Origin of the sequence: Pseudomonas brassicacearum, from assembly GCF_003732175.1 — a bacterium.
Classification (GTDB): Bacteria; Pseudomonadota; Gammaproteobacteria; order Pseudomonadales; family Pseudomonadaceae; genus Aquipseudomonas; species Aquipseudomonas brassicacearum_G.
In genome coordinates this window covers 18,609-42,381 of record NZ_MOBI01000021.1, presented here as the reverse complement: position 1 = coordinate 42,381, position 23,773 = coordinate 18,609, and the positions used below count along the sequence as shown (strand labels likewise).

The 23,773-nt window shown below is 59.8% G+C and carries 14 protein-coding genes; 7 read left to right on the top strand and 7 right to left on the bottom strand.

Going from position 1 to position 23,773, the window contains the following annotated elements:
* Positions 1-25: 25 nt before the first annotated feature.
* Positions 26-2,317 carry a fatty acid cis/trans isomerase gene (locus BK658_RS20105; RefSeq protein WP_123583828.1) on the bottom strand — a complete coding sequence of 764 codons (2,292 nt, stop codon included), beginning with the start codon at positions 2,315-2,317 and terminating at the stop codon, positions 26-28.
* A gap of 155 nt (positions 2,318-2,472) precedes the next feature.
* Here BK658_RS20105 and metH point away from each other — a divergent pair, with 155 nt between their 5' ends.
* Positions 2,473-6,183 carry a methionine synthase gene (gene metH, locus BK658_RS20100; RefSeq protein ID WP_123583827.1) on the top strand — a complete coding sequence of 1,237 codons (3,711 nt, stop codon included), beginning with the start codon at positions 2,473-2,475 and terminating at the stop codon, positions 6,181-6,183.
* Between the two features lie 531 nt (positions 6,184-6,714).
* On the opposite strand, the gene BK658_RS20095 is transcribed toward metH, so the two are convergent.
* Positions 6,715-7,185 carry a DUF1289 domain-containing protein gene (locus tag BK658_RS20095; protein ID WP_123583826.1) on the bottom strand — a complete coding sequence of 157 codons (471 nt, stop codon included), beginning with the start codon at positions 7,183-7,185 and terminating at the stop codon, positions 6,715-6,717.
* Between the two features lie 408 nt (positions 7,186-7,593).
* Here BK658_RS20095 and acnB point away from each other — a divergent pair, with 408 nt between their 5' ends.
* Complete coding sequence (acnB, locus tag BK658_RS20090; RefSeq protein WP_123583825.1) at positions 7,594-10,194, top strand: bifunctional aconitate hydratase 2/2-methylisocitrate dehydratase; 2,601 nt, start codon at positions 7,594-7,596, stop codon at positions 10,192-10,194.
* A 72-nt stretch (positions 10,195-10,266) separates the two neighbouring features.
* Here acnB and BK658_RS20085 read toward each other — a convergent pair whose 3' ends face one another.
* Positions 10,267-11,925, bottom strand: a complete 1,659-nt coding sequence (locus BK658_RS20085) for a SulP family inorganic anion transporter (protein WP_259740113.1) — start codon at positions 11,923-11,925, stop codon at positions 10,267-10,269.
* A 308-nt stretch (positions 11,926-12,233) separates the two neighbouring features.
* Between BK658_RS20085 and BK658_RS20080 the strand changes: the two genes are divergently transcribed.
* From BK658_RS20080 to BK658_RS20070, 3 genes are all read left to right on the top strand, one after another.
* Positions 12,234-13,118, top strand: coding sequence for an alpha/beta fold hydrolase (locus BK658_RS20080; RefSeq protein ID WP_123583824.1), 885 nt, complete (start codon positions 12,234-12,236; stop codon positions 13,116-13,118).
* Between the two features lie 116 nt (positions 13,119-13,234).
* Positions 13,235-13,960 (top strand): autoinducer binding domain-containing protein, encoded by a 726-nt coding sequence (gene sdiA / locus BK658_RS20075; protein ID WP_123583823.1) that lies wholly within the window; start codon positions 13,235-13,237, stop codon positions 13,958-13,960.
* Positions 13,961-13,990: 30 nt separating this feature from the next.
* Complete coding sequence (locus BK658_RS20070) at positions 13,991-14,653, top strand: acyl-homoserine-lactone synthase (RefSeq protein WP_123583822.1); 663 nt, start codon at positions 13,991-13,993, stop codon at positions 14,651-14,653.
* Here the strand turns inward: BK658_RS20070 and BK658_RS20065 are convergent.
* Positions 14,635-15,915 carry a serine/threonine transporter gene (locus tag BK658_RS20065; protein WP_123583821.1) on the bottom strand — a complete coding sequence of 427 codons (1,281 nt, stop codon included), beginning with the start codon at positions 15,913-15,915 and terminating at the stop codon, positions 14,635-14,637. The two genes, BK658_RS20070 and BK658_RS20065, sit on opposite strands and share 19 nt — an antisense overlap.
* 490 nt (positions 15,916-16,405) lie before the next feature.
* On the opposite strand from BK658_RS20065, the gene BK658_RS20060 reads away from it, so the two are divergent.
* Together BK658_RS20060 and BK658_RS20055 are read left to right on the top strand one after the other, a co-directional pair.
* Positions 16,406-16,930, top strand: coding sequence for a cysteine hydrolase family protein (locus BK658_RS20060; RefSeq protein WP_123583820.1), 525 nt, complete (start codon positions 16,406-16,408; stop codon positions 16,928-16,930).
* A gap of 182 nt (positions 16,931-17,112) precedes the next feature.
* Positions 17,113-18,063: a 2-hydroxyacid dehydrogenase gene (locus BK658_RS20055; RefSeq protein WP_123583819.1), complete on the top strand. Its 951-nt coding sequence runs from the start codon at positions 17,113-17,115 to the stop codon at positions 18,061-18,063.
* A 16-nt stretch (positions 18,064-18,079) separates the two neighbouring features.
* Here BK658_RS20055 and tssA read toward each other — a convergent pair whose 3' ends face one another.
* The 3 genes from tssA to BK658_RS20040 are packed head-to-tail and all read right to left on the bottom strand — an operon-like array spanning position 18,080 to position 23,765.
* On the bottom strand, positions 18,080-19,183 hold the full coding sequence (gene tssA / locus BK658_RS20050; RefSeq protein ID WP_123583818.1) for a type VI secretion system protein TssA: 1,104 nt from the start codon (positions 19,181-19,183) through the stop codon (positions 18,080-18,082).
* Entirely contained in the window at positions 19,180-23,001 is a 3,822-nt protein-coding gene (locus tag BK658_RS20045; RefSeq protein WP_123583817.1) for a type VI secretion system protein, read from the bottom strand. Before BK658_RS20045 ends, tssA begins: the two co-directional genes overlap by 4 nt.
* Positions 22,998-23,765: a DotU family type IV/VI secretion system protein gene (locus BK658_RS20040; protein ID WP_123583816.1), complete on the bottom strand. Its 768-nt coding sequence runs from the start codon at positions 23,763-23,765 to the stop codon at positions 22,998-23,000. The genes BK658_RS20045 and BK658_RS20040 overlap by 4 nt, the downstream gene beginning before the upstream one ends.
* Between the last annotated feature and the right edge of the window lie 8 nt (positions 23,766-23,773).

Here is a 23,773-nt window from a genome sequence, read left to right as displayed (position 1 = left end):
GCCACCAGGGCGACCGGCGGGTCAATCAGAGGTTTTCGTAGCGATTCATGTCCAGCACGCCCTCTTCCACCGGATCGGTCTCGTGGATATAGCGGCTTAAATCGTGGAAATACTGCCAGAACTGCGGGTGGCTGCGACGAATCCCCCAGTGCTCGACGATTTTCTCGAAGTCCTGGGCATTCTTGGCATTCTCCATCTCGGCGACAAATGCCGGTACTTGCTCAGCGGGAATGTTGAACATGAAGTTCGGGTAGCTGCTGAGTACACCGGGATAAATAGTCAATGTGTCCAGCCCCGGCTGATAGCGCAACGCCTCGCCAAGCAGGAACGCCACGTTGCTGTGGGCACGGTTGCGCAGCAGGCTGTACACCTCGCGCTTGCCGCTGCGACTTTCAATGCGCAGCATCGTCGCTTCCGGCAACTGATCGATCACCTTGAGCCCGGCCGCCGGACGAGCGGTCAGGCGGCTCAAGGCCTGCTCGGCATTCTGCAAGGCCGGATCGATATTGGGCCGTGAACAATAGGCGCCGTCGCAGCGGTTGATCGGATCAGGCGTGGCATTGAGGTCACCGTAACGCATCAACAATTGCTGGACGAAGTCGCGTTTCGGGTTTTTCTCGTCGAGTTTCAGCGCAGTCGGTTTGTCGTTGTCGATGCTTTCGTAATCCAGCCACATCTTGAATTTGCCGCTGCTCTGATACCAGTCGTCCAGGTAGCCTTCACGCGAATCGGCCGGCATCAAGCGCAGAAAATTCTGCTCGGCGCCGTTACGGATCAAGTCGAAATACAGCCGGGTCTGCGCCTGATGGGAAACGTTACCGAACACGTCGAAGTTGACCGCCAGCTGGTAATAGGTGCGCTCCAGCAACGGGAAGTCGAACAACCACATGGTCTGTGGCACTTCACCGATCAGCCCCTTGTTCACTGAAGCACTGTCAAAATGCCGGAAGATGCTCAGCAAGGCGTTGTCATTACCCGCCCACAAAGTCGACCAACTCGGCGCGTGTGCTTTGGCGTAGGTGTCACGGCGCAAGGCTTCGTACTCGTTACGCTTGTCGCGGTAGGCATGCCACAGGCCCAGCACGCTGCCGACATCGTCATTCTGGCCGGGCATGGTCAGCAACGGCGTGGCCTTGCCGCGATAACTCGGATCGGTGATGTACAGGTCATGTTCCGGTGCCTGGAAAAGCGCCCAGAAGTTGTCGCGGATCACGTCGGTGGCAATCTGCCCACGACAAACCGGGCCGCGGATAAAGGTGCGCATAAAGTATTCGGCATTATCGAGCATGAACTGATAACGCGCCTGGGCCGGAATCGCCTGGAAGGTCTCGAACGGGTTGGACCGACGCTCCGGGCCATAACCCGGCAAGGCGTGGACCTGCCAGTTGCCGTTGTAGAACAGGGTTTTGACCCGGGCCATTTTCGCCGGGCTCAGCGGATAGGTGATGTGCATCTTGTGCACGATCACCCCTTGTACCGGCCACAAGCGGTAATACACCTGGGTACCCGGATCGTCGTTCGGACGACGGCTGTTGATCAGGTCGATCGGCTTGCCTGTCGGTGTGCGCGAACGCACCCACTGGAAGAAGTGCCCCGGCTCGCCATCCTTGAAGTAGATATGCGCCAGAAACCAATGCTCGAACAACCAGCGTGCCACCAGACTTTCACGGGCGCCCGGTGCATTGAGCAGGTTTTCCCACTGCACCACCTGCAAGGCTTCCCTGGCGCTCGGGACCAGGCCCTGCTGGTCGATTGGCGCACCGGAGGCCAGCCAGCGTTGCAGCGTCTGGTATTGCTGATCGGTCAGCCCGGTCACCGCCAGCGGCATGCCTTCTTTCGGATGGGCGCCGGCATAGGCCTCGAACTCGCCCGGCATCGGGCACATGTTCTCGCGCTCGAGCCCAAGCACAATCTCTTCCGGCAACTTGGCGTTAGGTTGCAGCGGCGTCCGGTGGCCGAGTTCCAGCATGCGCGCCATCAGCGCAGCCTGACTGCCCTGGGCATCGAGTACCGAGTAGAAGTCCTTGCGTTGCCAGGCGGCTTTGCCAAAGGCGTCATAAAACAGCCGTGTCGGCTCCGACGCCTTGCTGCGCTCGCCGGCGTAGACCGGAATCTTGTTTGCGCCACGCGCCGCACCTTCGCCACTGCCCAGATTGAGCTGACAGGCGGCGTCATAGCAGGCATGGCAGGCCACGCATTTTTCAGTGAAGATCGGCTGAACGTCGCGGGTGTATGAGATCGCCGGCGCCGTGCCTTGTGCTGTGGCGGCACTGCTGATTAGCAGCACAAAGAGGCTGATGAAAACGCGATATGACATATCCCTGGTCCCGTTCATGTAAAAACGTCGCGATTCTACCGTCCTGGCCCGACCATCAACATGAGCGATATTCATGCAAAAGCAGCTCATGCTCTAAAAGCGCACAGGTTTGCTATTATTCCGACCCTTCGTAATGGCCTTACCAGGTAGTCCTAATGTCCGATCGCAGTGCTCGCCTACACGTCCTCAAGCAAGCCCTCAAAGAGCGCATCCTGATTCTCGATGGCGGCATGGGCACAATGATCCAGAGCTTCAAGCTCGAGGAGCAGGACTACCGTGGCAAACGCTTTGCCGACTGGCCAAGCGACGTCAAGGGTAACAACGACTTGCTGGTGCTGAGCCGCCCGGACGTGATCGGGGCGATCGAGAAGCAATACCTGGATGCCGGCGCCGACATTCTGGAAACCAACACCTTCAACGCCACCCAGGTATCCCAGGCCGACTACGGCATGCAGGGCCTGGCGTACGAGTTAAACGTAGAAGGTGCACGCCTTGCACGCAAGGTGGCAGACGCCAAGACCCTCGAAACCCCGGACAAACCACGTTTTGTCGCCGGCGTCCTGGGCCCGACCAGCCGCACGTGCTCGCTGTCGCCGGACGTTAACAACCCTGGCTATCGCAACGTGACCTTCGATGAATTGGTGGAGAACTACACCGAAGCCACCAAAGGCCTGATCGAAGGCGGCGCCGACCTGATCCTGATCGAAACCATTTTCGACACCTTGAACGCCAAAGCCGCGATCTTTGCCGTGCAGGGCGTGTTCGAGGAAGTCGGTTTCGAACTGCCGATCATGATTTCCGGGACCATCACCGATGCCTCCGGTCGCACCCTGTCCGGCCAGACCACCGAAGCCTTCTGGAACTCCATTGCCCACGCCAAGCCGATTTCCGTTGGCCTGAACTGTGCCCTTGGCGCCCGTGAGCTGCGTCCGTACCTGGAAGAACTGTCGAACAAGGCCAGCACCTACGTGTCGGCGCACCCGAACGCCGGCCTGCCGAATGAATTCGGTGAATACGATGAGCTGCCGGTGGAAACCGCCAAGGTCATCGAAGAATTCGCCCAAAGCGGTTTCCTGAACATCGTCGGCGGTTGCTGCGGCACCACGCCGGGGCACATCGAGGCCATCGCCAAAGCGGTTGCCGGCTATGCGCCGCGGCAGATTCCGGATATCCCCAAGGCGTGCCGCCTGTCGGGCCTGGAGCCGTTCACCATCGATCGCAGCTCGTTGTTCGTCAACGTCGGCGAGCGGACCAACATTACCGGTTCCGCCAAATTCGCCCGCTTGATCCGTGAAGACAACTACACCGAAGCGCTGGAAGTCGCCCTGCAGCAGGTCGAAGCCGGCGCGCAGGTGATCGACATCAACATGGACGAAGGGATGCTCGATTCGAAGAAGGCCATGGTGACCTTCCTCAATCTGATCGCTGGCGAGCCGGACATCTCCCGCGTGCCGATCATGATCGACTCGTCGAAATGGGAAGTGATCGAAGCCGGCCTCAAGTGCATCCAGGGCAAGGGCATCGTCAACTCCATCAGCATGAAGGAAGGCGTCGAGCAGTTCATTCACCACGCCAAACTGTGCAAGCGCTACGGCGCTGCCGTGGTGGTGATGGCCTTCGACGAAGCCGGCCAGGCCGACACCGAAGCGCGCAAGAAGGAGATCTGCAAACGCTCCTACGACATTCTGGTCAACGAAGTCGACTTCCCGCCGGAAGACATCATCTTCGACCCGAACATCTTCGCCGTCGCCACCGGTATCGAAGAGCACAACAACTATGCAGTCGACTTCATCAACGCCTGCGCCTATATCCGTGACGAACTGCCCTACGCACTGACTTCGGGCGGCGTGTCCAACGTGTCGTTCTCGTTCCGTGGCAACAACCCGGTGCGTGAAGCGATCCACTCGGTGTTCCTGCTGTATGCGATCCGCAACGGCCTGACCATGGGTATCGTCAACGCCGGCCAACTGGAGATCTACGACCAGATCCCGGCCGAGCTGCGCGATGCCGTCGAGGACGTGATCCTCAACCGCACCCCGGACGGCACCGACGCCCTGCTGGCGATTGCCGACAAGTACAGGGGCGATGGCAGCGTCAAGGAAGCCGAGACCGAAGAATGGCGCAGCTGGGACGTCAACAAGCGTCTGGAGCACGCGCTAGTCAAAGGCATCACCACGCACATCGTGGAAGACACCGAAGAATCCCGGCTGTCCTTCGCCCGGCCCATCGAGGTCATCGAAGGCCCGCTGATGTCCGGCATGAACATCGTTGGCGACCTGTTTGGCGCCGGCAAGATGTTCCTGCCACAGGTGGTGAAGTCCGCCCGCGTGATGAAACAGGCGGTGGCGCACTTGATCCCGTTCATCGAACTGGAAAAAGGCGACAAGCCGGAAGCCAAGGGCAAGATCCTGATGGCCACGGTCAAGGGCGACGTGCACGACATCGGCAAGAACATTGTCGGCGTGGTGCTCGGCTGTAACGGCTACGACATCGTCGACCTCGGCGTGATGGTCCCGGCCGAAAAAATCCTGCAAGTGGCCAAAGAGCAGAAGTGCGACATCATCGGCCTGTCCGGTTTGATCACGCCTTCGCTGGACGAGATGGTCCATGTGGCCCGCGAGATGCAGCGCCAGGATTTCCATCTGCCGCTGATGATCGGTGGCGCGACCACCTCCAAGGCCCACACGGCGGTGAAGATCGAACCCAAGTACAGCAACGATGCGGTGGTCTACGTCACCGACGCTTCACGCGCTGTCGGCGTGGCGACGCAGTTGCTGTCCAAGGAACTGAAGGCCGGCTTCGTCGAGAGAACCCGCGAGGAATACATCGAAGTCCGCGAGCGCACCGCCAACCGCAGCGCCCGCACCGAACGCTTGAGCTACCCGGCGGCGATCGCCAAGAAGCCACAGTTCGACTGGAGTTCTTACGAACCGGTCAAGCCGACGTTCACCGGCGCCAAGGTGCTGGACAACATCGACTTGAATGTGCTGGCCGAGTACATCGACTGGACGCCGTTCTTCATCTCCTGGGACCTGGCCGGTAAATTCCCGCGCATCCTCCAGGACGAGGTGGTCGGTGAAGCAGCCACCGCGCTGTACGCCGACGCTCAGGAAATGCTCGCCAAACTGATCGACGAGAAGCTCATTAGCGCCCGTGCGGTGTTTGGCTTCTGGCCGGCCAATCAGGTGCACGACGATGACCTGGAAGTCTATGGCGACGACGGCAAGCCGTTGGCCCGCTTGCATCACCTGCGCCAGCAGATCATCAAGACCGACGGCAAGCCGAACTTCTCCCTGGCCGACTTCGTCGCGCCGAAAGACAGCGGCATTACCGACTATGTCGGTGGTTTCATCACCACTGCCGGGATCGGCGCCGAAGAAGTCGCCAAGGCTTATCAGGATGCTGGCGACGACTACAACTCGATCATGGTCAAGGCACTGGCCGACCGTCTGGCCGAGGCCTGTGCCGAATGGCTGCACCAGCAGGTTCGTAAAAACTACTGGGGTTATGCCAAGGACGAGACCCTCGACAACGAGGCGCTGATCAAAGAGCAATACACCGGCATCCGCCCTGCCCCCGGCTATCCGGCCTGCCCGGACCACACCGAGAAAGGCACGCTGTTCGCGCTGCTGGATCCCGAGGCCAGCGAAATGCACGCCGGTCGCAGCGGAGTGTTCCTCACCGAGCACTATGCAATGTTCCCGGCCGCCGCCGTCAGCGGCTGGTACTTCGCCCACCCGCAGGCGCAATACTTTGCCGTGGGCAAAATCGACAAGGATCAGGTGCAAAGCTACACCGCCCGCAAAGGCCAGGAGCTGAGTGTGAGTGAGCGCTGGCTGGCGCCGAACCTGGGTTACGACAACTAAGGATCAAAAGATCGCAGCCTGCCGCACACAATAAAGCGGCGCGCCCGCCCCCAACCACTCAACAGGCCGAGCGTTAGCTCGCCTGCCGCAGTTGATCTTGATCCACCCGCCCCTATCGGGAGGCCGAGTGGAGGTGTTCATCAGGGGGGGGCGCGCAGCGCCGTACGGCGCAGCCGGACACATCGAGAGGAGGTCGTCGCGAAGCAGACCGTAGGCGATGCCCCCTGATGGACGCCGGAGCGAGGGAACGCCGAGCCTAGGCGAGGTGCCGGACGCTTGGGGCGAGCGTTTTTTTGCTTACTTTTTTTAGGCGCTTGTAAAAAAAGTGAGTCGCCGTCAGGCGAAACCCTAAGCGGCCGTTACCGCAGGAATGGATATGTACACCTGCTAGAGATCGGTCGGCTGTCAGGCCGCCATCGCGGGCAAGCCCGGCTCCCACAGTAGATTTATGTACACTCGCAAGAGATTGGTCGGCTGTCCGGCCGCCATCGCGAGCAGGCTCGCTCCCACAGTTGAACTGTGTACAGTTGATCAGTTGCCAAACGCATCCCTGAGGAAACCCGGCGCGATATAACGCTGGTAATGCGCTTCCGACAGCAGGAAAAACTCCCGATCAATGGCATCACGCAACTCCGGCAAGCTCCAGTCGCGGAACTCCGGCAACAACACCATCCCATAAGCTTCCAGATTGTTGATCACCCGCGCCCCCCGGGCGATCAACTGGTAGGCCCAGCAATATTCCGACTGATGCGGCACAAAACGGATCTTCCGCTGCTCCAGTTGCTCACGCAGCCGCCAGGGATCGAAAATCTCGAGCTTCCCGGCCATCACTTGCACCAACAGCTGCTCAAGACGCAGCCAGACGGCGCGCTTTTCTTCCTCGTTGTAACCGTTCCAGTGAATCACTTCATGGTGGAAACGCTTGCAGCCGCGGCACACCAGATCACCGTAAACAGTGGAACAGAGGCCGACACAGGGAGTCTTGATGGTTTGATTGGGCATAGGTAGGCAGAACGCGAGAAAGCAAAACAGGTCGGCATGTTAGCCCTTTGTCTAACATTCATCACCCCTCAAAGTTCAGAGGCTAACTTACCTTTAAATTTTTTTTGCCGTAGAATCAGCCAGCCTTTTAAGGCGCCAATGTCCGTTAGAAGCTGTTTTCAAAGCGTCACGAGCACAGTCGTTCCTTCAGAGCGGTGTTGGCGATGAGTATTTCCAGCGGGGAAAAACTCAGCGCCAACCCTCATCAGCTCCCCGTTCTGCAGGCGTAAAACTTTGAAAGCAGCTTCTGTAAGGAATTGTCGGTAATTCTGGCTAAGCGGCCCACAACGCCACGCAGCGCATGAGTACGGCAATTTCGGGATGAGCGTCCCGGACACCCATTTGGGACCACTGATGAGGGTAATAACTGTGCTTGAAGCCTACCGCAAACATATCGAAGAGCGCGCAGCACTGGGTATCGTTCCCCAGCCGCTTAACGCCGAACAAACTGCAGGCCTGGTTGAGCTGCTGAAGAATCCTCCTGCTGGCGAAGAAGCTTTCCTCGTTGACCTGATCACCAATCGCGTTCCGCCTGGCGTGGACGAAGCAGCCTATGTAAAGGCCGGTTTCCTATCTGCGTTGGCCAAAGGCGAAGCCACGTCCCCCCTGATCGACAAAAAGCGCGCTGTTGAACTGCTTGGCACCATGCAAGGCGGCTACAACATCGTGACCTTGGTTGACCTGCTCGACTCCGCCGAACTGGCCGCCGTCGCCGCTGCGCAACTCAAGCACACCCTGCTGATGTTCGACGCTTTCCACGACGTCGCGGAAAAAGCCAAGAACGGCAACGTTCACGCTCAAGGCGTACTGCAATCCTGGGCTGACGGCGAGTGGTTCAAGAACCGCCCGGTGCTGGCCGACAAGATCAGCCTGCGCGTGTTCAAGGTCACCGGCGAAACCAACACCGACGACCTGTCCCCTGCTCCTGATGCCTGGTCGCGTCCAGACATCCCGCTGCACGCCCTGGCCATGCTGAAAATGGCCCGTGACGGCATCGTGCCGGACGAGCAAGGCGTCACTGGTCCGATGAAGCAGATCGAAACCATGCGCGGCGAAGGTTTCCCGATTGCCTACGTCGGCGACGTAGTGGGTACCGGCTCTTCGCGTAAATCGGCGACCAACTCGGTTCTGTGGTTCTTCGGCGACGACGTTCCTTACGTGCCGAACAAGCGCGCTGGCGGTTTCTGCTTCGGCAGCAAAATCGCTCCGATCTTCTACAACACCATGGAAGATGCCGGCGCACTGCCAATCGAATTCGACGTCACCAACATGAACATGGGCGACGTGATCGACCTGTACCCTCATGCTGGCAAAGTCTGCAAACACGGCACTGATGAAGTCCTGACCACCTTCGAAATGAAGACCCCGGTCCTGCTCGACGAAGTTCGTGCTGGCGGTCGTATCCCGCTGATCATCGGCCGTGGCCTGACCGAGAAGGCGCGTGCCGAACTGGGTCTGCCACCGTCCGACCTGTTCAAGAAGCCGGAAGCTCCGGCTGAAAGCACCAAGGGTTTCACCCTGGCGCAGAAAATGGTCGGCAAGGCGTGCGGCGTAGCCGGCGTTCGCCCAGGTACCTACTGCGAACCGAAAATGACCACCGTCGGTTCCCAGGACACCACTGGCCCGATGACCCGTGACGAACTGAAAGACCTGGCATGCCTGGGCTTCTCGACCGATCTGGTCATGCAGTCCTTCTGCCACACCGCGGCCTATCCAAAGCCGATCGACGTCACCACTCACCACACCCTGCCAGACTTCATCATGACCCGCGGCGGCGTTTCCCTGCGTCCGGGCGACGGCATTATCCACAGCTGGCTGAACCGCATGCTGCTGCCGGACACCGTCGGCACCGGTGGTGACTCGCACACCCGCTTCCCGATGGGCATCTCGTTCCCGGCCGGTTCCGGCCTGGTCGCGTTCGCCGCAGCCACTGGCGTGATGCCACTGGACATGCCGGAATCGATCCTGGTGCGCTTCAAAGGCAAAATGCAACCGGGCGTCACCCTGCGTGACCTGGTTCACGCCATTCCTTACTACGCGATCCAGGCTGGCCTGCTGACCGTAGAGAAGAAAGGCAAGAAGAACGCCTTCTCCGGCCGCATCCTGGAAATCGAAGGCCTGGACAACCTGAGCATCGAACAAGCCTTCGAGCTGTCCGACGCTTCGGCTGAACGTTCAGCTGCCGGTTGCACCATCAAGCTGTCGAAAGAGTCGATCACCGAGTACCTGAGCTCCAACATCACCCTGTTGCGCTGGATGATCGGCGAAGGCTACGGCGATGCGCGTACCCTGGAACGTCGTGCTCAAGCGATGGAAGCCTGGATCGCCAACCCTGAGCTGATGGTTGCCGATGCTGACGCCGAATACGCTGAAATCATCGAAATCGACCTGGCCGACATCAAGGAGCCTGTGCTCTGCGCGCCAAACGATCCGGACGATGCCCGTCTGCTGTCCAGCGTTGCTGGCGAGAAGATCGACGAAGTGTTCATCGGTTCGTGCATGACCAACATCGGTCACTTCCGCGCTGCCGGTAAACTGCTGGATCAGGTCAAGGGTCAGCTGCCAACCCGTCTGTGGCTGTCGCCGCCGACCAAGATGGACGCTCACCAACTGACCGAAGAAGGCTACTACGGCATCTACGGCAAGGCTGGCGCGCGCATGGAAATGCCGGGCTGCTCGCTGTGCATGGGTAACCAGGCTCGCGTAGAACCGAACTCCACCGTCGTGTCGACCTCGACCCGTAACTTCCCGAACCGTCTGGGCGATGGCGCCAACGTCTACCTGGCTTCGGCCGAGCTGGCGTCGGTGGCTTCGATCCTGGGTCGCCTGCCGACCGTCGAGGAGTACATGGCCTACGCGAAAGAAATCGACACCATGGCCAGCGATGTCTATCGCTACCTGAGTTTCGACCAGATCGCCGAGTTCCGTGAAGCTGCAGCGAATGCCAACATCCCGGTCATTCAAGCCTAACGTTACAACGCCATAGAAAACGCCGCGCATCGTAAGGTGCGCGGCGTTTTTTTATGCCACAAGGTTTTGCCCTTACGCTTTAAGTGCCTCCTGCACCGCGCCGTCGACGCTCAAGTCGCAGAGCGTGACCTGCGAATGCTTAACCTCCGGTAACGCCGACAGTGCCGCTTGCGCCTCAAGCTTGAGACGCGCCAGCACCAGGCGCTTGCCTTCGTTACGTACCCGCAAGAAAAACTCCTGCAGCGCCTCGATGCTGGAGCCGTCCAGGTTTGGCGACTCTTCCAGGCTGAGAATCACTGTGTGAATCGGCGTTTCAGAGTGCCGAATCAAGTGCAATGCGCCGCCGAGAATTCGCTCCGCGTTAGCAAAGAACAGCGCTTCGCCCGGTCGGACAATCAGCATCCCCGGTACGGCCTTGGCCAATGGATGACGTTGCATGTCGACAAAGTCGTGCCCGGTGCCGATGTGCCCGAGAATCTGGATATCCGCCGCTGACATTTGCTTGAGCATCAACAGCACGCTGATTGCCACCGCCACCAGCAAACCGTCCAGCACCCCCAATACCAACACCGCCGCCACGGCGCAGATCACCAGCAGGCGATCACGCTGCCAGACAAAATAGCGCCCCAACGGTTGCAGGCTCAAGCCACGGCCCAGCGCATGCATGACGATCGCGGCCAGTATCGGTTCAGGGGTCAAGGCGATATAAGGCAGCACTGTCAGGACGATGATCAGCACCACCAGCGCTGCCACGCCACCGGCCAAACGCGACGTCGCGCCGGCGGCCTCATTCGCGGAAGTCGCGGAATAGCCCGCCCCTGCCGGCATCCCGTGAAACAACCCGGACACCAGGTTCGACGCCCCCAACGCCAGCAAATCCCGGTTCGAGGACACCCGATCACTGTGTTTGAGTGCGAAGGAGCTGATCGAACCGTAGGACTCTGCATACAGGATCATCACCATGGCAAAACCCAGTTCTCCCAGGCGTAACCAATCGGCAAAGGGCAGCACCGGCAGCTTCGGAATCTCCAGGCCAAGGTCGATAACCCCGATCATCCTGACCCCGTAGGCCGGCAGGTTCAGCCATTGCCCCGCCGCGATGCCGATCACCACCACCAGCAAGCCACCCGGCAAGCGCCGGAGCCGCCCGAACAACCACAACAAGGCCAGCGCCACTGCAGCCACACTGACGGCGACCCAGTTCCACTGAGGCAGTTGCTCCAGCAACTGCGGTAAAAAGCGAATCGGATTGCCGTTGCTCAGGTGCACGCCGACCACGCTGGCGAACTGTTTAAGGATGATCGTCAGCGCCAGACCAAAGGCAAAGCCGCGCAATACCGGCTTGGCGATGAACGACGTCACACTGCCAAGCCTGAACAACCCGGCCAGCAAAAAGAACGCGCCGGTCACCAGTACCAGCCCGATGGCCAGGCTCGCACGAAGTTGCGGGTCGCCATTGGCCAGTGTCGCCGTGGCGGCCGCCAGCACGGCGGCTGACGAAGAGGTTGCGGAAACGATGGCAAATCGGCTGGTGCCAAACAGTCCATAACAAAGCAAGCCGGCGAACAGCGCAATAACCCCTGCCTGAGGCGCCAGGGCGGCAATACTTGAGTAAGCGACAGCCTCTGGCAACAACAAACCGGCAATCGATAGCCCGGCCAACAGGTCCTGCCAACGATTCGGACTCTCAGGTGTGATTCTGGATGAAGTAATCGGTGGCTCAGTCGGCAATCAGGTGTCTCCAGACAAGCAATTACAAGCCGGTCAAATCACCGACGATGGCACAAGGCAGACAGCCCATCACGTTGTTTTTCAAGCACAAGCGTAGTCCTTAATCAGCCGTTGGTCACTGTCTTGAACGCCTCGACGAGAGGTTGCGCAACTGTATTTCCAGCAGCGCCCGGCAACGCGCCCTACCAGATCAGGTAGTTGTCCGGAGCCTGAGGGCTTGTTAAAAATCGTCCAACCGTTCAACTCCGAACAGGATTGTGCTGCCTGACGATTGCGCGCTTTTCGAAGTCAATGCTGGAGATGTTGTGATGTCGAGTGACCATTGGGTGATCAATAACGTATTCAAGCACTATCGGATCTACGTCGAACGAGTCGGCAACGACCCGCGCCGCAACACCGTAATGCTGGTCAATGGCGCGTTGGCGACCACCGCGGCGTTCGCCCGAACCAGAAAATGCCTGGCGGAGCATTTCAATGTCGTGCTGTTCGATCTGCCGTTTGCCGGTCAGTCGCGCCCGCACAATCCGGATCAAGAGCTGGTCAACAAAGAGGACGAAGTCGGAATTCTGCTGGCGCTGATCGAACGCTTTGAGGTCAATCACCTGGTGTCGACCTCCTGGGGTGGCCTTTCGACCTTGCTGGCCCTCGCGCATAACCCGCCGAGCATCATCAGTTCGGCGGTCACCGCGTTCGCTCCCGTCCTCAACCGCGCCATGCTCGACTATGTGAAGCGGGCCCAGGAGCTGATTGAACAGGACGACGCGTCAGCCATAGGTCATCTGCTCAACGATACCGTCGGCAAACACTTGCCGCAGCGCTTGAAAGTCGCCAATCACCAATATGTAGCTTCGCTGGCCAGTGCCGAATTCCGGCAAGCGCGCTTCCATATCAATCAGCTGCTGAACCTCAATGGAAGCGGCTATCTGCAGCGCTTCAGCGACATTGCCAGTCCCGTGCACTTCCTCAACGGGAGCCTGGATGAGTACACCACCGCCGAAGATGCACTGCTATTTCAACGCTACATTGCTGCTTGCAGCTTTTCGGTCATCGAAGACACCGGGCACTTCCTGGACCTGGAGTCGAATTGTTCGGCGGTACGGGTGCATAGCGCACTGTTAGGCCATTTGCTCGCTCGCCCGGCTGAACCGGTGCAAACGCAACGGTCCAATATCATCCGGTTCCGCTGCGCCTGAAAACGCCAGAAAGCCGGGCCAGAGCGCTTGCGATGGTCATAAAGGTGTCATTAAACATTGACAGCGAGTCGTCGTGGACTAGATTCCCTCCTGTGCACGGAATCAAGGCGACTGCCATGGAAAGGGATAGAGATTTCATGCAATGGTGGAATGACCTGCGCATGAAAATACTCGAGCAACAGGAAGCGCCCAGAATTTTTGCGCTTCTGGAACAGGAAGTTCAACAACTGGGTTTTGATTACTACGCCTACGGAGTACGCCATTCGATCCCCTTCACCCGACCCAAGACCGAGATCTACGGCTCTTACCCCCAGCAATGGATGGAGCATTACCACCAGCAAAACTATGCCGCGATCGATCCCTCGATCCTCAATGGATTGCGCTCCAACCAACTGATCGTGTGGAACGATGCCCTCTTCGACCGCAGCTCCAACCTATGGCATGAAGCCCAGGACTGGGGCCTGCGCGTCGGGGTGACCGTACCCGCCCACGCGCCGAACAATTCACTGTGCGTGCTCTCGGTTGCCCGCGATCAAACGGCGGTTGCCGAGGCGCAGTACGAGGAAATCCGCTTGCGCCTGCGCTGTATCATCGAGCTGGTGAGCTCACGGCTCGGCGACATCGCTCACCCTCAGACACTCGGCGAAACCATCGAGCTCAGCCAACGCGAGCGGGAAATCCTGCAATGGACCGCAGACGGCAAAAGCTCCGGTGAAATTGCGCTGATCCTTGGCATCTCGGTGAATACCGTAAATTTCCATCTGAAGATCGTTCAGAAGAAGTTCGGTGCTTCCAACAAAACCCTGGCGGCCGCCTATGCGGCGGTGCTTGGGCTGATCTGAACCCTCACACCACGATAAGGATATCGACCCATGATCACTGTTATTTCACGGCCCCATCACGAACTCTCCCCCGACCTGCATGACAACCTGGGCCGCTACCGGCACAAGGTCTTCATCAAGCATCTTGGCTGGCAACTCGAGACCTCCGGCGCATTGCCGGGGCGCGAATTCGATCAGTTTGACCACAACGATACGCGCTACATCATCGCCCTTGACCCACAGCAACATGTCCACGGCTGCGCCCGGCTATTGCCGACCACCGAACCGTATCTGCTGTCCGAGGAGTTTGCCTTTCTCTGCGACCGACCCGCACCACGGCGCAACGATGCCTGGGAAATATCGCGTTTTGCCGCCAGTGCGCTCGAACAGGGAAAGCTGCCAATGCGGGTGTTCTGGCACAGTTTGAACACCGCCTGGGAGCTGGGCGCGAACGAAGTGGTCGCGGTCACCACGCCAGCACTGGAGCGTTACTTCTTGCGTAATGGCGTGCTGCTGAGACGTCTTGGCCAACCGCAACGGGTAAACCAGGAACAGGTGATCGCCCTAAGCTTTGCGGCGTACCAAAAAAACGGCCGCGCCGCGCTTCTCGCGCAGTCAGCGGCCGTTACCTCGTTGAATCAGGCGTTTATACGTAACGGCCCGGCCCGGTCGTTCCGGACCGAGCCGCTACGGACTCAGGCTGTCAGCGAGTAGATCAGCGCCGAAATCGCCACCAGGCCCACCAGCGTCACGAAGACGTTGGAGGCTTGGCCGCGATAACGCGCCATGGCAGGAACCTTGCGGATCGCGTACATCGGCATCAGGAACAGAATCGCCGCGATGACCGGGCCACCGAGGGTTTCGATCATCCCCAGGATGCTCGGGTTCAGCGTTGCGACGATCCAGCAGACCACCAGCATGAACGCTGCGGTCATACGGTCCAGGGTCTTCGGTGCCGGACGGCGACCGCTTTTGACGATCAGCCCCTTGAGGCCTTCGCTGGCGCCGATATAGTGGCCCAGGAACGACTTGGAAATGGCCACGAACGCAATCAACGGCGCAGCGAACGCGATCGTCGGGTTGCTGAAGTGGTTGGCCAGGTACGACAGGATCGACAGGTTCTGCGCCTTGGCCTCGGCCAGTTGTGCTGGCGACAGAGTCAGCACGCAACTGAAGACGAAGAACAGCACCATCACCACCATCAAGGCGTGAGCGCGGGAAAGGATTTGCGAGCTGCGCTCTTCGGCGTGCATGCCATAACGACGCTTCTGGTCCACCGCAAAGGCCGAGATGATCGGCGAATGGTTAAACGAGAACACCATCACCGGAATCGCCAGCCACAGCGTGTGCAGCAACGCCGAAGGCGCGGGCAAGGTGCTCGCGGTGGCGAGAATGCCGCCGTTCCAGTGTGGAATCAGGAACACTGCCAGAAACAGCAGCGCAACGATGAACGGGTACACCATCAGGCTCATGGCCTTGACGATCATCTGCTCGCCGCAGCGCACCACGGCCAGCAGACCGAGGATCAGCACGAACGACAGAACCGCCCGCGGAGGCGGCATGATGTGCAACTGGTGCTCGAGGAAACTGCCCACGGTGTTGGTCAGCGCAACGCTGTAGATCAGCAGGATCGGGAAGATCGCGAGGAAGTACAGCAAGGTGATCAGGGCGCCGGCCTTGATCCCGAAATGCTCTTCGACGACTTCCGTGATGTCTGCCCCCGCGCGACCGGATAACACGAAGCGGGTCAGGCCACGGTGTGCGTAAAAGGTCATGGGGAACGCCAGCAACGCCAGGATCAATAGCGGCCAGAAACCGCCAAGGCCTGCGTTGATCGGCAAAAACAGGGTACCCGCACCAATTGCCGTGCCAAACAGGCCCAGCATCCAGGTGGTGTCATGGCGATTCCAGCTGCTGAGGCTCGCTGGTGCCGCCGCTTCATAGCGTTCATCAACGCTATTGGCCTGATCATTCATCCGGTCGGATCTCCGCATTCCGGTCACTTGCCACTCGGTCAGGACGAGTCAGAAATAGCTGACAGGCAGCGCCCTGGCCGAAACAGGGGCGCGATTGTCCGGGATTAATCAGCAGAAGCAAAGACTTAGCTGAGGAATGGTTATGCGGATCAGATGCTCGGAAATGGCGTTACGCGCCACAGCCCACACAATCCGCCGGCTGAACGCGAGCAATCCGAAGAAGCTGCTTTATGGGGGGCGCTTAATCAGTGAGCCGAGTGCACTTAATAATCGCCTTGCGACTGCATTGACATGTTTGCCGAACCCACAGCATGATCGGCCTCATGAACTTCTCTGCGCTGAACCTCACCCTCACCACCACGACCGCTTCCGGCGGGTCGTGCGGTGGCTGGCTGAAATAAATACAGCGCAGTGAACCCCAGGCCCCGCCAGCAATGGACGGGGCCTTGTTGTTTCTCCCGTCCGTTCGGCACTTCATGGAGAAACACCTATGTCATCGGCACTTTTGATCATCGATATGCAGGTCGGTCTGTTCAACGGCCCGGACAAGCCCTACGACGGCGAGCGAGTGCTTGCCAACATCCGGCAGCTCATTCACCGGGCCCGAGAGCGCGAAGTGCCGATTTATGCGGTACGGCACACCGGCCCTCAGGGTTCGCCCATTGAGGCTGGCAGCGCTTTTTGGCACTTGCTTCCCAACCTTGAACTGGATGCCAGTAGCGACATTCTGTTCGACAAGACCAGACCCAATGCCTTTTACGCAACGTCCCTGGCGCAGCAACTGCAGGCGAGCGGGATCAATGAGCTGTTCATCGTCGGCATGAAAACCCAGTATTGCATCGATAGTACCTGTCGAGCCGCAGCCGACCTGGGCTTTCAAGTCACGCTGGTCGCCGACGCCCATACCTGCATGGACACTGCGGCGTTATCGGCCAAAATGATCATCGAGCACCATAACGCGACCCTTGACGGAGCATTCGTCAAATTACTGAACACAGCGGACGCCAGATTCTGACGCGCTGAAAAGATCGTCCGAACGCGGCCCGAGCCTTCGGACGATCTTTTGATCTCGCTTTCATTACTTTCGTCAGCTCCTACACTGTGTTCTGCGACTTTTGGTGATTGCCAAACCGATCCGGAGTCAGCAACCTGACGCGACATTCGAGCCCCGACATTCCGTGCCTACAGGAGCCCAGCATGCCTGCAACCGTATTGGTACTGGTTGAAACCATTAACGATTACCTGCCGATTCTCGAACATCAAGGCTTCCATCTGATTCTCGCCCCCACTCCCGTCGAGCGTGCCCAGGCCATCACCAGTCACCGCGGGCAGATCGACGCCGTGCTGACGCGCGGCCCGCTGGGGCTGTACGCCGACGAAATCGCTGCGCTGGCGAACCTGAAAATCATTTGCGTGATCGGTGCCGGATACGAGCAGGTCGATCTGCAAGCCGCAAGCGACCGGGGCATTACCGTCACCAATGGCGCTGGCGTAAACGCCTCGTCGGTGGCCGATCATGCGATGGCCTTGTTGCTGTCGTTGGTGCGTGACATCCCTCGGTGCGACGCAGCGGTGCGCCGCGCAGAGTGGCCGAAAATCATGCGTCCGTCCCTGGCCGGCAAGCGCCTGGGCATTCTGGGGCTGGGCGCCGTCGGCATGGCCGTCGCCAAACGCGCCGCCAATGGCTTCGACATGACGGTGAGTTACCACAGCCGCCAGTTACTCAGCGACGTCCCCTACGACTTTTGCTCAACGCCCACCGAACTGGCTCGGGCCTCTGACTTTCTGATCGTTTGCACGCCCGGCGGCATCGGCACGCAGCACCTGGTCAACAAGCAGGTGCTGGATGCCTTGGGCCCCCAGGGTTTTATCGTCAACATTGCCCGCGCCAGCGTGGTTGCTACCAGCGACCTGATTAGCGCGCTCGAGCAACGGCGGATCGCCGGTGCCGCACTCGATGTATTCGATGAAGAGCCTCAGGTACCGGATGCGCTCAAGGCATTGAGCAACGTGATCCTCACACCTCATGTGGCCGGCCTGTCACCGGAAGCAACCAAGGGAACCGTTGAACTGGTCGGGCAGAACCTGATGGCGTTTTTCTCCGATCGTCCGGTGTTGACGCCCGTCAAGTTGCCCGAGCCGCTCTGAGAGGACCGTGGAGCGTTTAGAGCACCCCCAATAACGTCCAGAGTCGACGCGACTCCGCGTCAGCCGATATCAACTCACCAAGCAGTTCACTCAGCGGTTTATTACCCCACTCCACACCACGCCTGATCAAATAAGGCACCGGGCTGTGGGGCTCGGTTCGCGCCAGGTACTCGGCAATCAGCAACAGCTGCCGATAAGCCTCTTCGCGACTCACCGGTTCGCGCAGTGCCTGTTGGGCTGGCGCAGCCTCCGGCTCCAGAGTATTTTGCGGCGCCTGGACCGGCGGTGGCTCGACCGGGGCCTGGGTGGGTTGACGTGGATGCATGGCGATGAACTCCTGAACGAGCGTCAACAGCGCCTCGATGATGTCCTGCAACGACTTGTAGCCTGGCGCCTGATTGCCCAGGTAGGCATCACTCCAGTCCTCCAGCCGTTGCAGATGCTGCAAGCTCAGCAACAGGCTGCCTTGGCTGCGCAACCAGAAGGACAGCGGTGTCGCACGAATCTGCTCGGTGAGTTTTTTCTGCTCGTTGCGCGCGGCTTCAGCTGAGGTTTTTGCAGCCTTGGTGTCATTGACCATCACCTGCTGCACTTGCAAACGCCGCCAATCATCCAGGCAAAAATCCGCAAATTCGCTGGTGCGTGTGTCGAACAGCGGCACCCGGGTGAGCAGGATTTCGCTGTAGCGTCGTGCCAGCCATTCGAGAGGAATCACCCGCCACGACTGATCGCCCTCTTCGGCCTGAGGGTGAAGTTGCTCGGGGTAGCGCTCGCATAAACCCGCCACCAGCGCCAGGCTGCCCGGCAACCCTTCCAGGCCGTCCAGATGCAACCAGGCCTCGCCGAGCCAGGCACTGAGCATCAAGTCCTTGCTGCGCTCCAGCAGCAAGCGGCTGGCGAGCTTTGCCAGTTCCGGCCATTGGGCACGCTTGATCGACGCCTGCCAGACCCCCGTCGGCAAACTGGTATCGTCCTCGCGGCGCAGTTCGCGCAACTGATCGAATTCAGGCTCATAGCGCAGGTCCTGGCCACAGGGCGTTTCGTCGCTGATCGGTTCGAGCAGCTGTGTGATCAACTCCGGCAGCGAAGGGGGTAATGGCGATAGCGACGGCAGGCTCACAAGCCCTCCTCCTCGTTCGTCACGATGGCCGCCGTCGAACCCGTCGATATAAAGGGTGAGCGCGGCGCACGTGTCGGCAACGGTTGAATGGACAACGGCAGTTTCGATCCCTGGGTCATCCATGACAGGCGCATGAACATCTGTGTCGGCTCCTCAATGCTGGTGCTCGCCGCGACCGGCAAGCGCAAGGTCAGTGGAAAATCGGTGTAGTCCATGCTCGGCTGGCGCTGATTTGACTGGTGCGAACGCATCAGGCGCAGCAACGACCAGGGGCCACCGTACTCCCAGCCGGCCTCCAGATCCTTGATCACCAGGTTCGGTTGCAACGGGTCGCTGACCGGCCGCTGAGGACCATTCCTGGCCCAGCGCAACGTCAACCTGACGAGTTGGCCGACCATCCAGCGCAGGTTCTGCTGGGCCTCGCCGGGATAGCTGATCTGTTGATTACCGGCATTCAAGCCCCAGGCAATGACCTGATCGGCACCGTGCTCTTCCTCGCGATCAGTGCGCCAGCGCACGTCCATTTCCACCCCGAGAATGCCGCTTTTATCTCGCACAAACAGCGGCCCGAGCCAGGTGCTGGCCTGCTTCAAGCGATTGAGAAAGTCCTCGGCGGCCAAGCGTTCCGGCGTCCGGCTGAGCTGCAAACCGGCTTGCGCCACCGGCAGGCGCTTGTCGATCAACTCCAGCAAATGCTGGACCCGCGCCGGGTCGGCATCGGTCACCTGCGTGCCATTGGAGAATGGAAAACGCTCGGCCAGGTACTGATTAAAATAGTTGGCCAGGTCGTTCCATGCCGCCGAAGCCTGTTGCTGCTGCAGCGACTGGCAGCGCTGCATCGCGGTTTGCTGCAGCTCCTGGGCCCTCAGGGCAAGCGTCCCACGGCCGCCGGAAACGTTGGCGGTTTGCAGGATTTGCGCACAGGACCCGGCATCCATTTCGATAAAATCCCGGCTCACCAACTGTTCGATCTGTGCCGGAGAACTGGCAGGATTCTGCTCCTTGTACTTGAGCAGTTCATCATTCAAGGCACTGAACTGCACAACCCGTTCGTAATCCAGCCCCGACAGATTCTGCTGCTGGACCTTCAGCCACTCCAGCGCCGAAGTACGTTGTTCGGCAATACCCAACATGGTGTTGAACTGCTGCTTGAGGCTCAGCTTCAGGTCCTGCACATCACTGGCACCGTACAGCTGCAAGCCGAGGTTTTTCGAACCATCCCAGCGCGCAATACTGGTCCTTTCGCTGAACAGCGGCTGGGCGATTATTTCGTTCAGGCCACTGGCGACCTCGGCCAACGCCCGACGGTTGAGCGCGTTCTGCAAACGGGTGGCCAGGTCACTGCGCCGCAACTCGACAAAGGCTTTCTGCAACGCCACGGCCTGCGAGGCCTGCACATTGAACCCTGTGCTTTGCTGCGCCTGGCCGCCCTGTTCCTCCAGGCTGATCCACATCGCCTTGGCCGCCGCCCCTTCCGCCGCCTGGAGCAGCGCGCCCCGGTACGCCGGCGGGATACGCGGCAACTCTTCGCTGGCGTAGCTTTTGTAACTGGCGAAGTAATTCAACGCACTGTTGAGATCATCGCTGTCGGCGCTCTGACCCTGTGAAGCACTGAGGCCGGAATCATCCTGACGCAGTGCAATGGCCACGAAATCGCGCTTGAACAACGCCTGCACGGCGTTGTCCAGCTGGCTGACATGCTCTTGCAACGCCAGTTGTCCGCTGCCTTGCTGAACCAGCAAATTGCCACGCGAGCCGGCCTGGGCAATCCATTGATCGCGAAAGCTCTGCTGCAACTTCGATGCCTGCATGTCCAGCTGTTGCTCCAGTTGCGGCCCGAGCAAGGCGCTTTGGCGGACTTTATCCATCAGCTCGCGGTAGCCCGGCACCAGGTCCTGGCCCTTGCCCCGTCCCCACGCCGAGTTGGTCAAGCCAATCAATGCTTGCAGGTCGTCAATCAGCGCCCTCAAGTCCTCGAGTTCGCTGAGTGAATTGCCACTGCCGGACTCCAGCCGCTCCAGGTGCAACTTCAGGTAGCCGGCCTGACGCACGAAGTTGTCAGCCAGAAAGTACTGGTCCAGCCAGCGCTCCATGAGGCCTTCAAAATTCGTCGAGATGGTCGAGCGTTCCGTGCTCAGGTCCAGCGCTTTCAACCCGCTGGTGTCGGAATTGAGCAGCACCCGGTTATAGAAGGCCGCGCGACGCAACGTGCCGACGTTGAGGTTCAGCGACAACGCATTATTGCTCAGCAGCACCAGGTCATCGAGTGGGCTCCGGGGATTGTTCAACGCCTGATTGAACCACTGGTTCTGTTGTTCGAGACGTACCGCGCGCTCTACCAGTTCCTTGGCCTTGACGTAGTTTTGCCATTGCGCGGGGTCTTCGCTTTCAACATTCACCCGGCGTTCGGTATTGCGGATCGCCTTGAGTTGCGCCAGGTCCGACACCAGCAACTCTTGCAGCGGCACCAGCAGCTGCCGCTGAGCCGTCAGCCGCAGCTCGTCCTCCAGCTGCGCATCCAGCGATGAAAACCAGGAAGTGGGAAATACCAGCGAACTGAACGTCCAGCGAGGGGCCCGCTCCAGTACCCGCCAGAAACTCTCGACGTTACGTCGCGTCGGTTCCAGCCGATGGCTTTCGTCCGTGACCGCGACATAGTTTTTCTGCGCGCCTTGCAGCAAGCGTGACAGCTCATGAGCATCCTTGACCGAGTCGTGCCAGACCCAAACCATACCGATCGCCCAGACCAGACCGACCGCCAGCGCCACCACGCCGGTCACCCGTTGCCAGCGTTGGCGCAGCCGCAAAATACGCGGTACGACCTGAGCCACGCCACGTTCGGCGACAATCCGTCGCTGCCATAACTGCCGGGCAAACGCGCTCTGCTGCAACACCGTGTCATAGGCCGAGAAGCTCTCCCGAGTACTCTCCGGCGCTTGATTGGCGGTGAAGTAAATCCCGCGAAAACGCGGTGCCTCGCCTTGTGCATTGCCCTGGAAAACCGGTTCAAGCAGGGTTTGCAGTGTGCGCCGCAGCGCTTCGAAACGGTCCGGCAAGGCGAACAATTCGCTGCTCAAATGCCCGGACAAGGCACCGATTTCGATGATCGATTCAGACAATGCCCGGCTCACCTGATCCAGCGCCTGATCACTCCAGTGCGATTGCCAGACCGCCTCAGGCGAATACGGCGACGACCAGCCCAACGCACGTTCCCGCGCCTCAACCGGCAATGCAGCAATCAACGCCTGAAAGCCTGGCAACTCCTCCATGCCCGTGATGACCACATACACCGGCAAGCTCAGGCCGAACCGCTGTAACAGATCGATGAAACGCCGCCGCGCCGCCAGACCGAGGCTGGCGGCCTGCTCCGGATCGCCCAGTTGACTGGCTGGCACGGTCCAGATCACCGCGTCCAGCGGTCGCTTGCTGCGCAGGCGCACGATCAACCCCAACAGACGCCACCAGCCGCCCCGTTGCAGGTTCAAGCCTTCATCAGGCAAAAACAACGCCTGTGGCACCACCAGCACTGCGCCCTCGGGGTCCGACCACCAACGCCCGAACCAGGCCGGTATGTCGGTGGGTTGCAAGCGCCATTGGGCACACAGTTGAGTGCCCTGGGTTTCGTTGCCGAGCATCAGCAGCCACGGAATCTGATAGCGATCCTGCGTGCCCTGCTCCTGCTCCATGTGCCGGACCGACAGATAAAAACTGCGAATCGCGGCACCGCTCTGGGTGCGCAGCCACCACACCGCCACGAGCAATACTGCCAGCAGCAACAGCACCGCAACGACAGTCAAGACAATCCCCAGAGTACTCATGAGTCTTGCTCCTGGGCCGCTGCCGATTCGGAAAGGTGCATGACCGGCTCGAGTTCTTGATGAATGTCGCGCCAGAACATCTGCCCCAACCCGGTCATCAACAGCACGACACCGAGGATCGCCAGACCCAGACGAAAGCCGTCGGGTAGCGACAGTCGCGTGGGCAACTGCACGGGAGCGACCGCCGAAGGCTGCTCGAGCCGGGCGCTGACATCGGCGTAATCGGGCTCGTGCTGCCAGGCAAACGCAAACAGCGCCAGCCGCCATTTTTCATGCTGGAGCTGATTCTGCTCGCCACGCAGGCGGCCTTCAAAACCCAGTACCAGGCATTGCAGATACACATTGGCCAGATCCCGGGTGGCCGGCACCTGGTCATCGAGCAATGTCTTGATCGCCAGTGGTAGCCGCTCGCCCGCCTGACGACTGGCATACATCCGTGACTCCAGCGGTTTGTCCTGCCAGGCGAGCTGACCCGGCCAGACGGTAAACAACAGGGTCTCGTCGATCAGTGCAACAAACGCATACACCACGGCGGTCACCTGTTCGGTGGCGGCATCACCGACTTTGGCGAATGCCGTTCGCCACAAACGCTGGGTAATCTGTGTAGAGAACTCGACGACGGCCTCGACCAACGCCTCATCGTCACTGTCTTTGGATTGTTCGTTCCAGGCCTGCGACCACTCTTGCCAGGCCTGACGAAAAGCACTGCTCAGTGGCGCTTCGTGGAGGCCTCGCGCACCGCTGCCGACGTTCCCTTCAGGCATTGGATTCC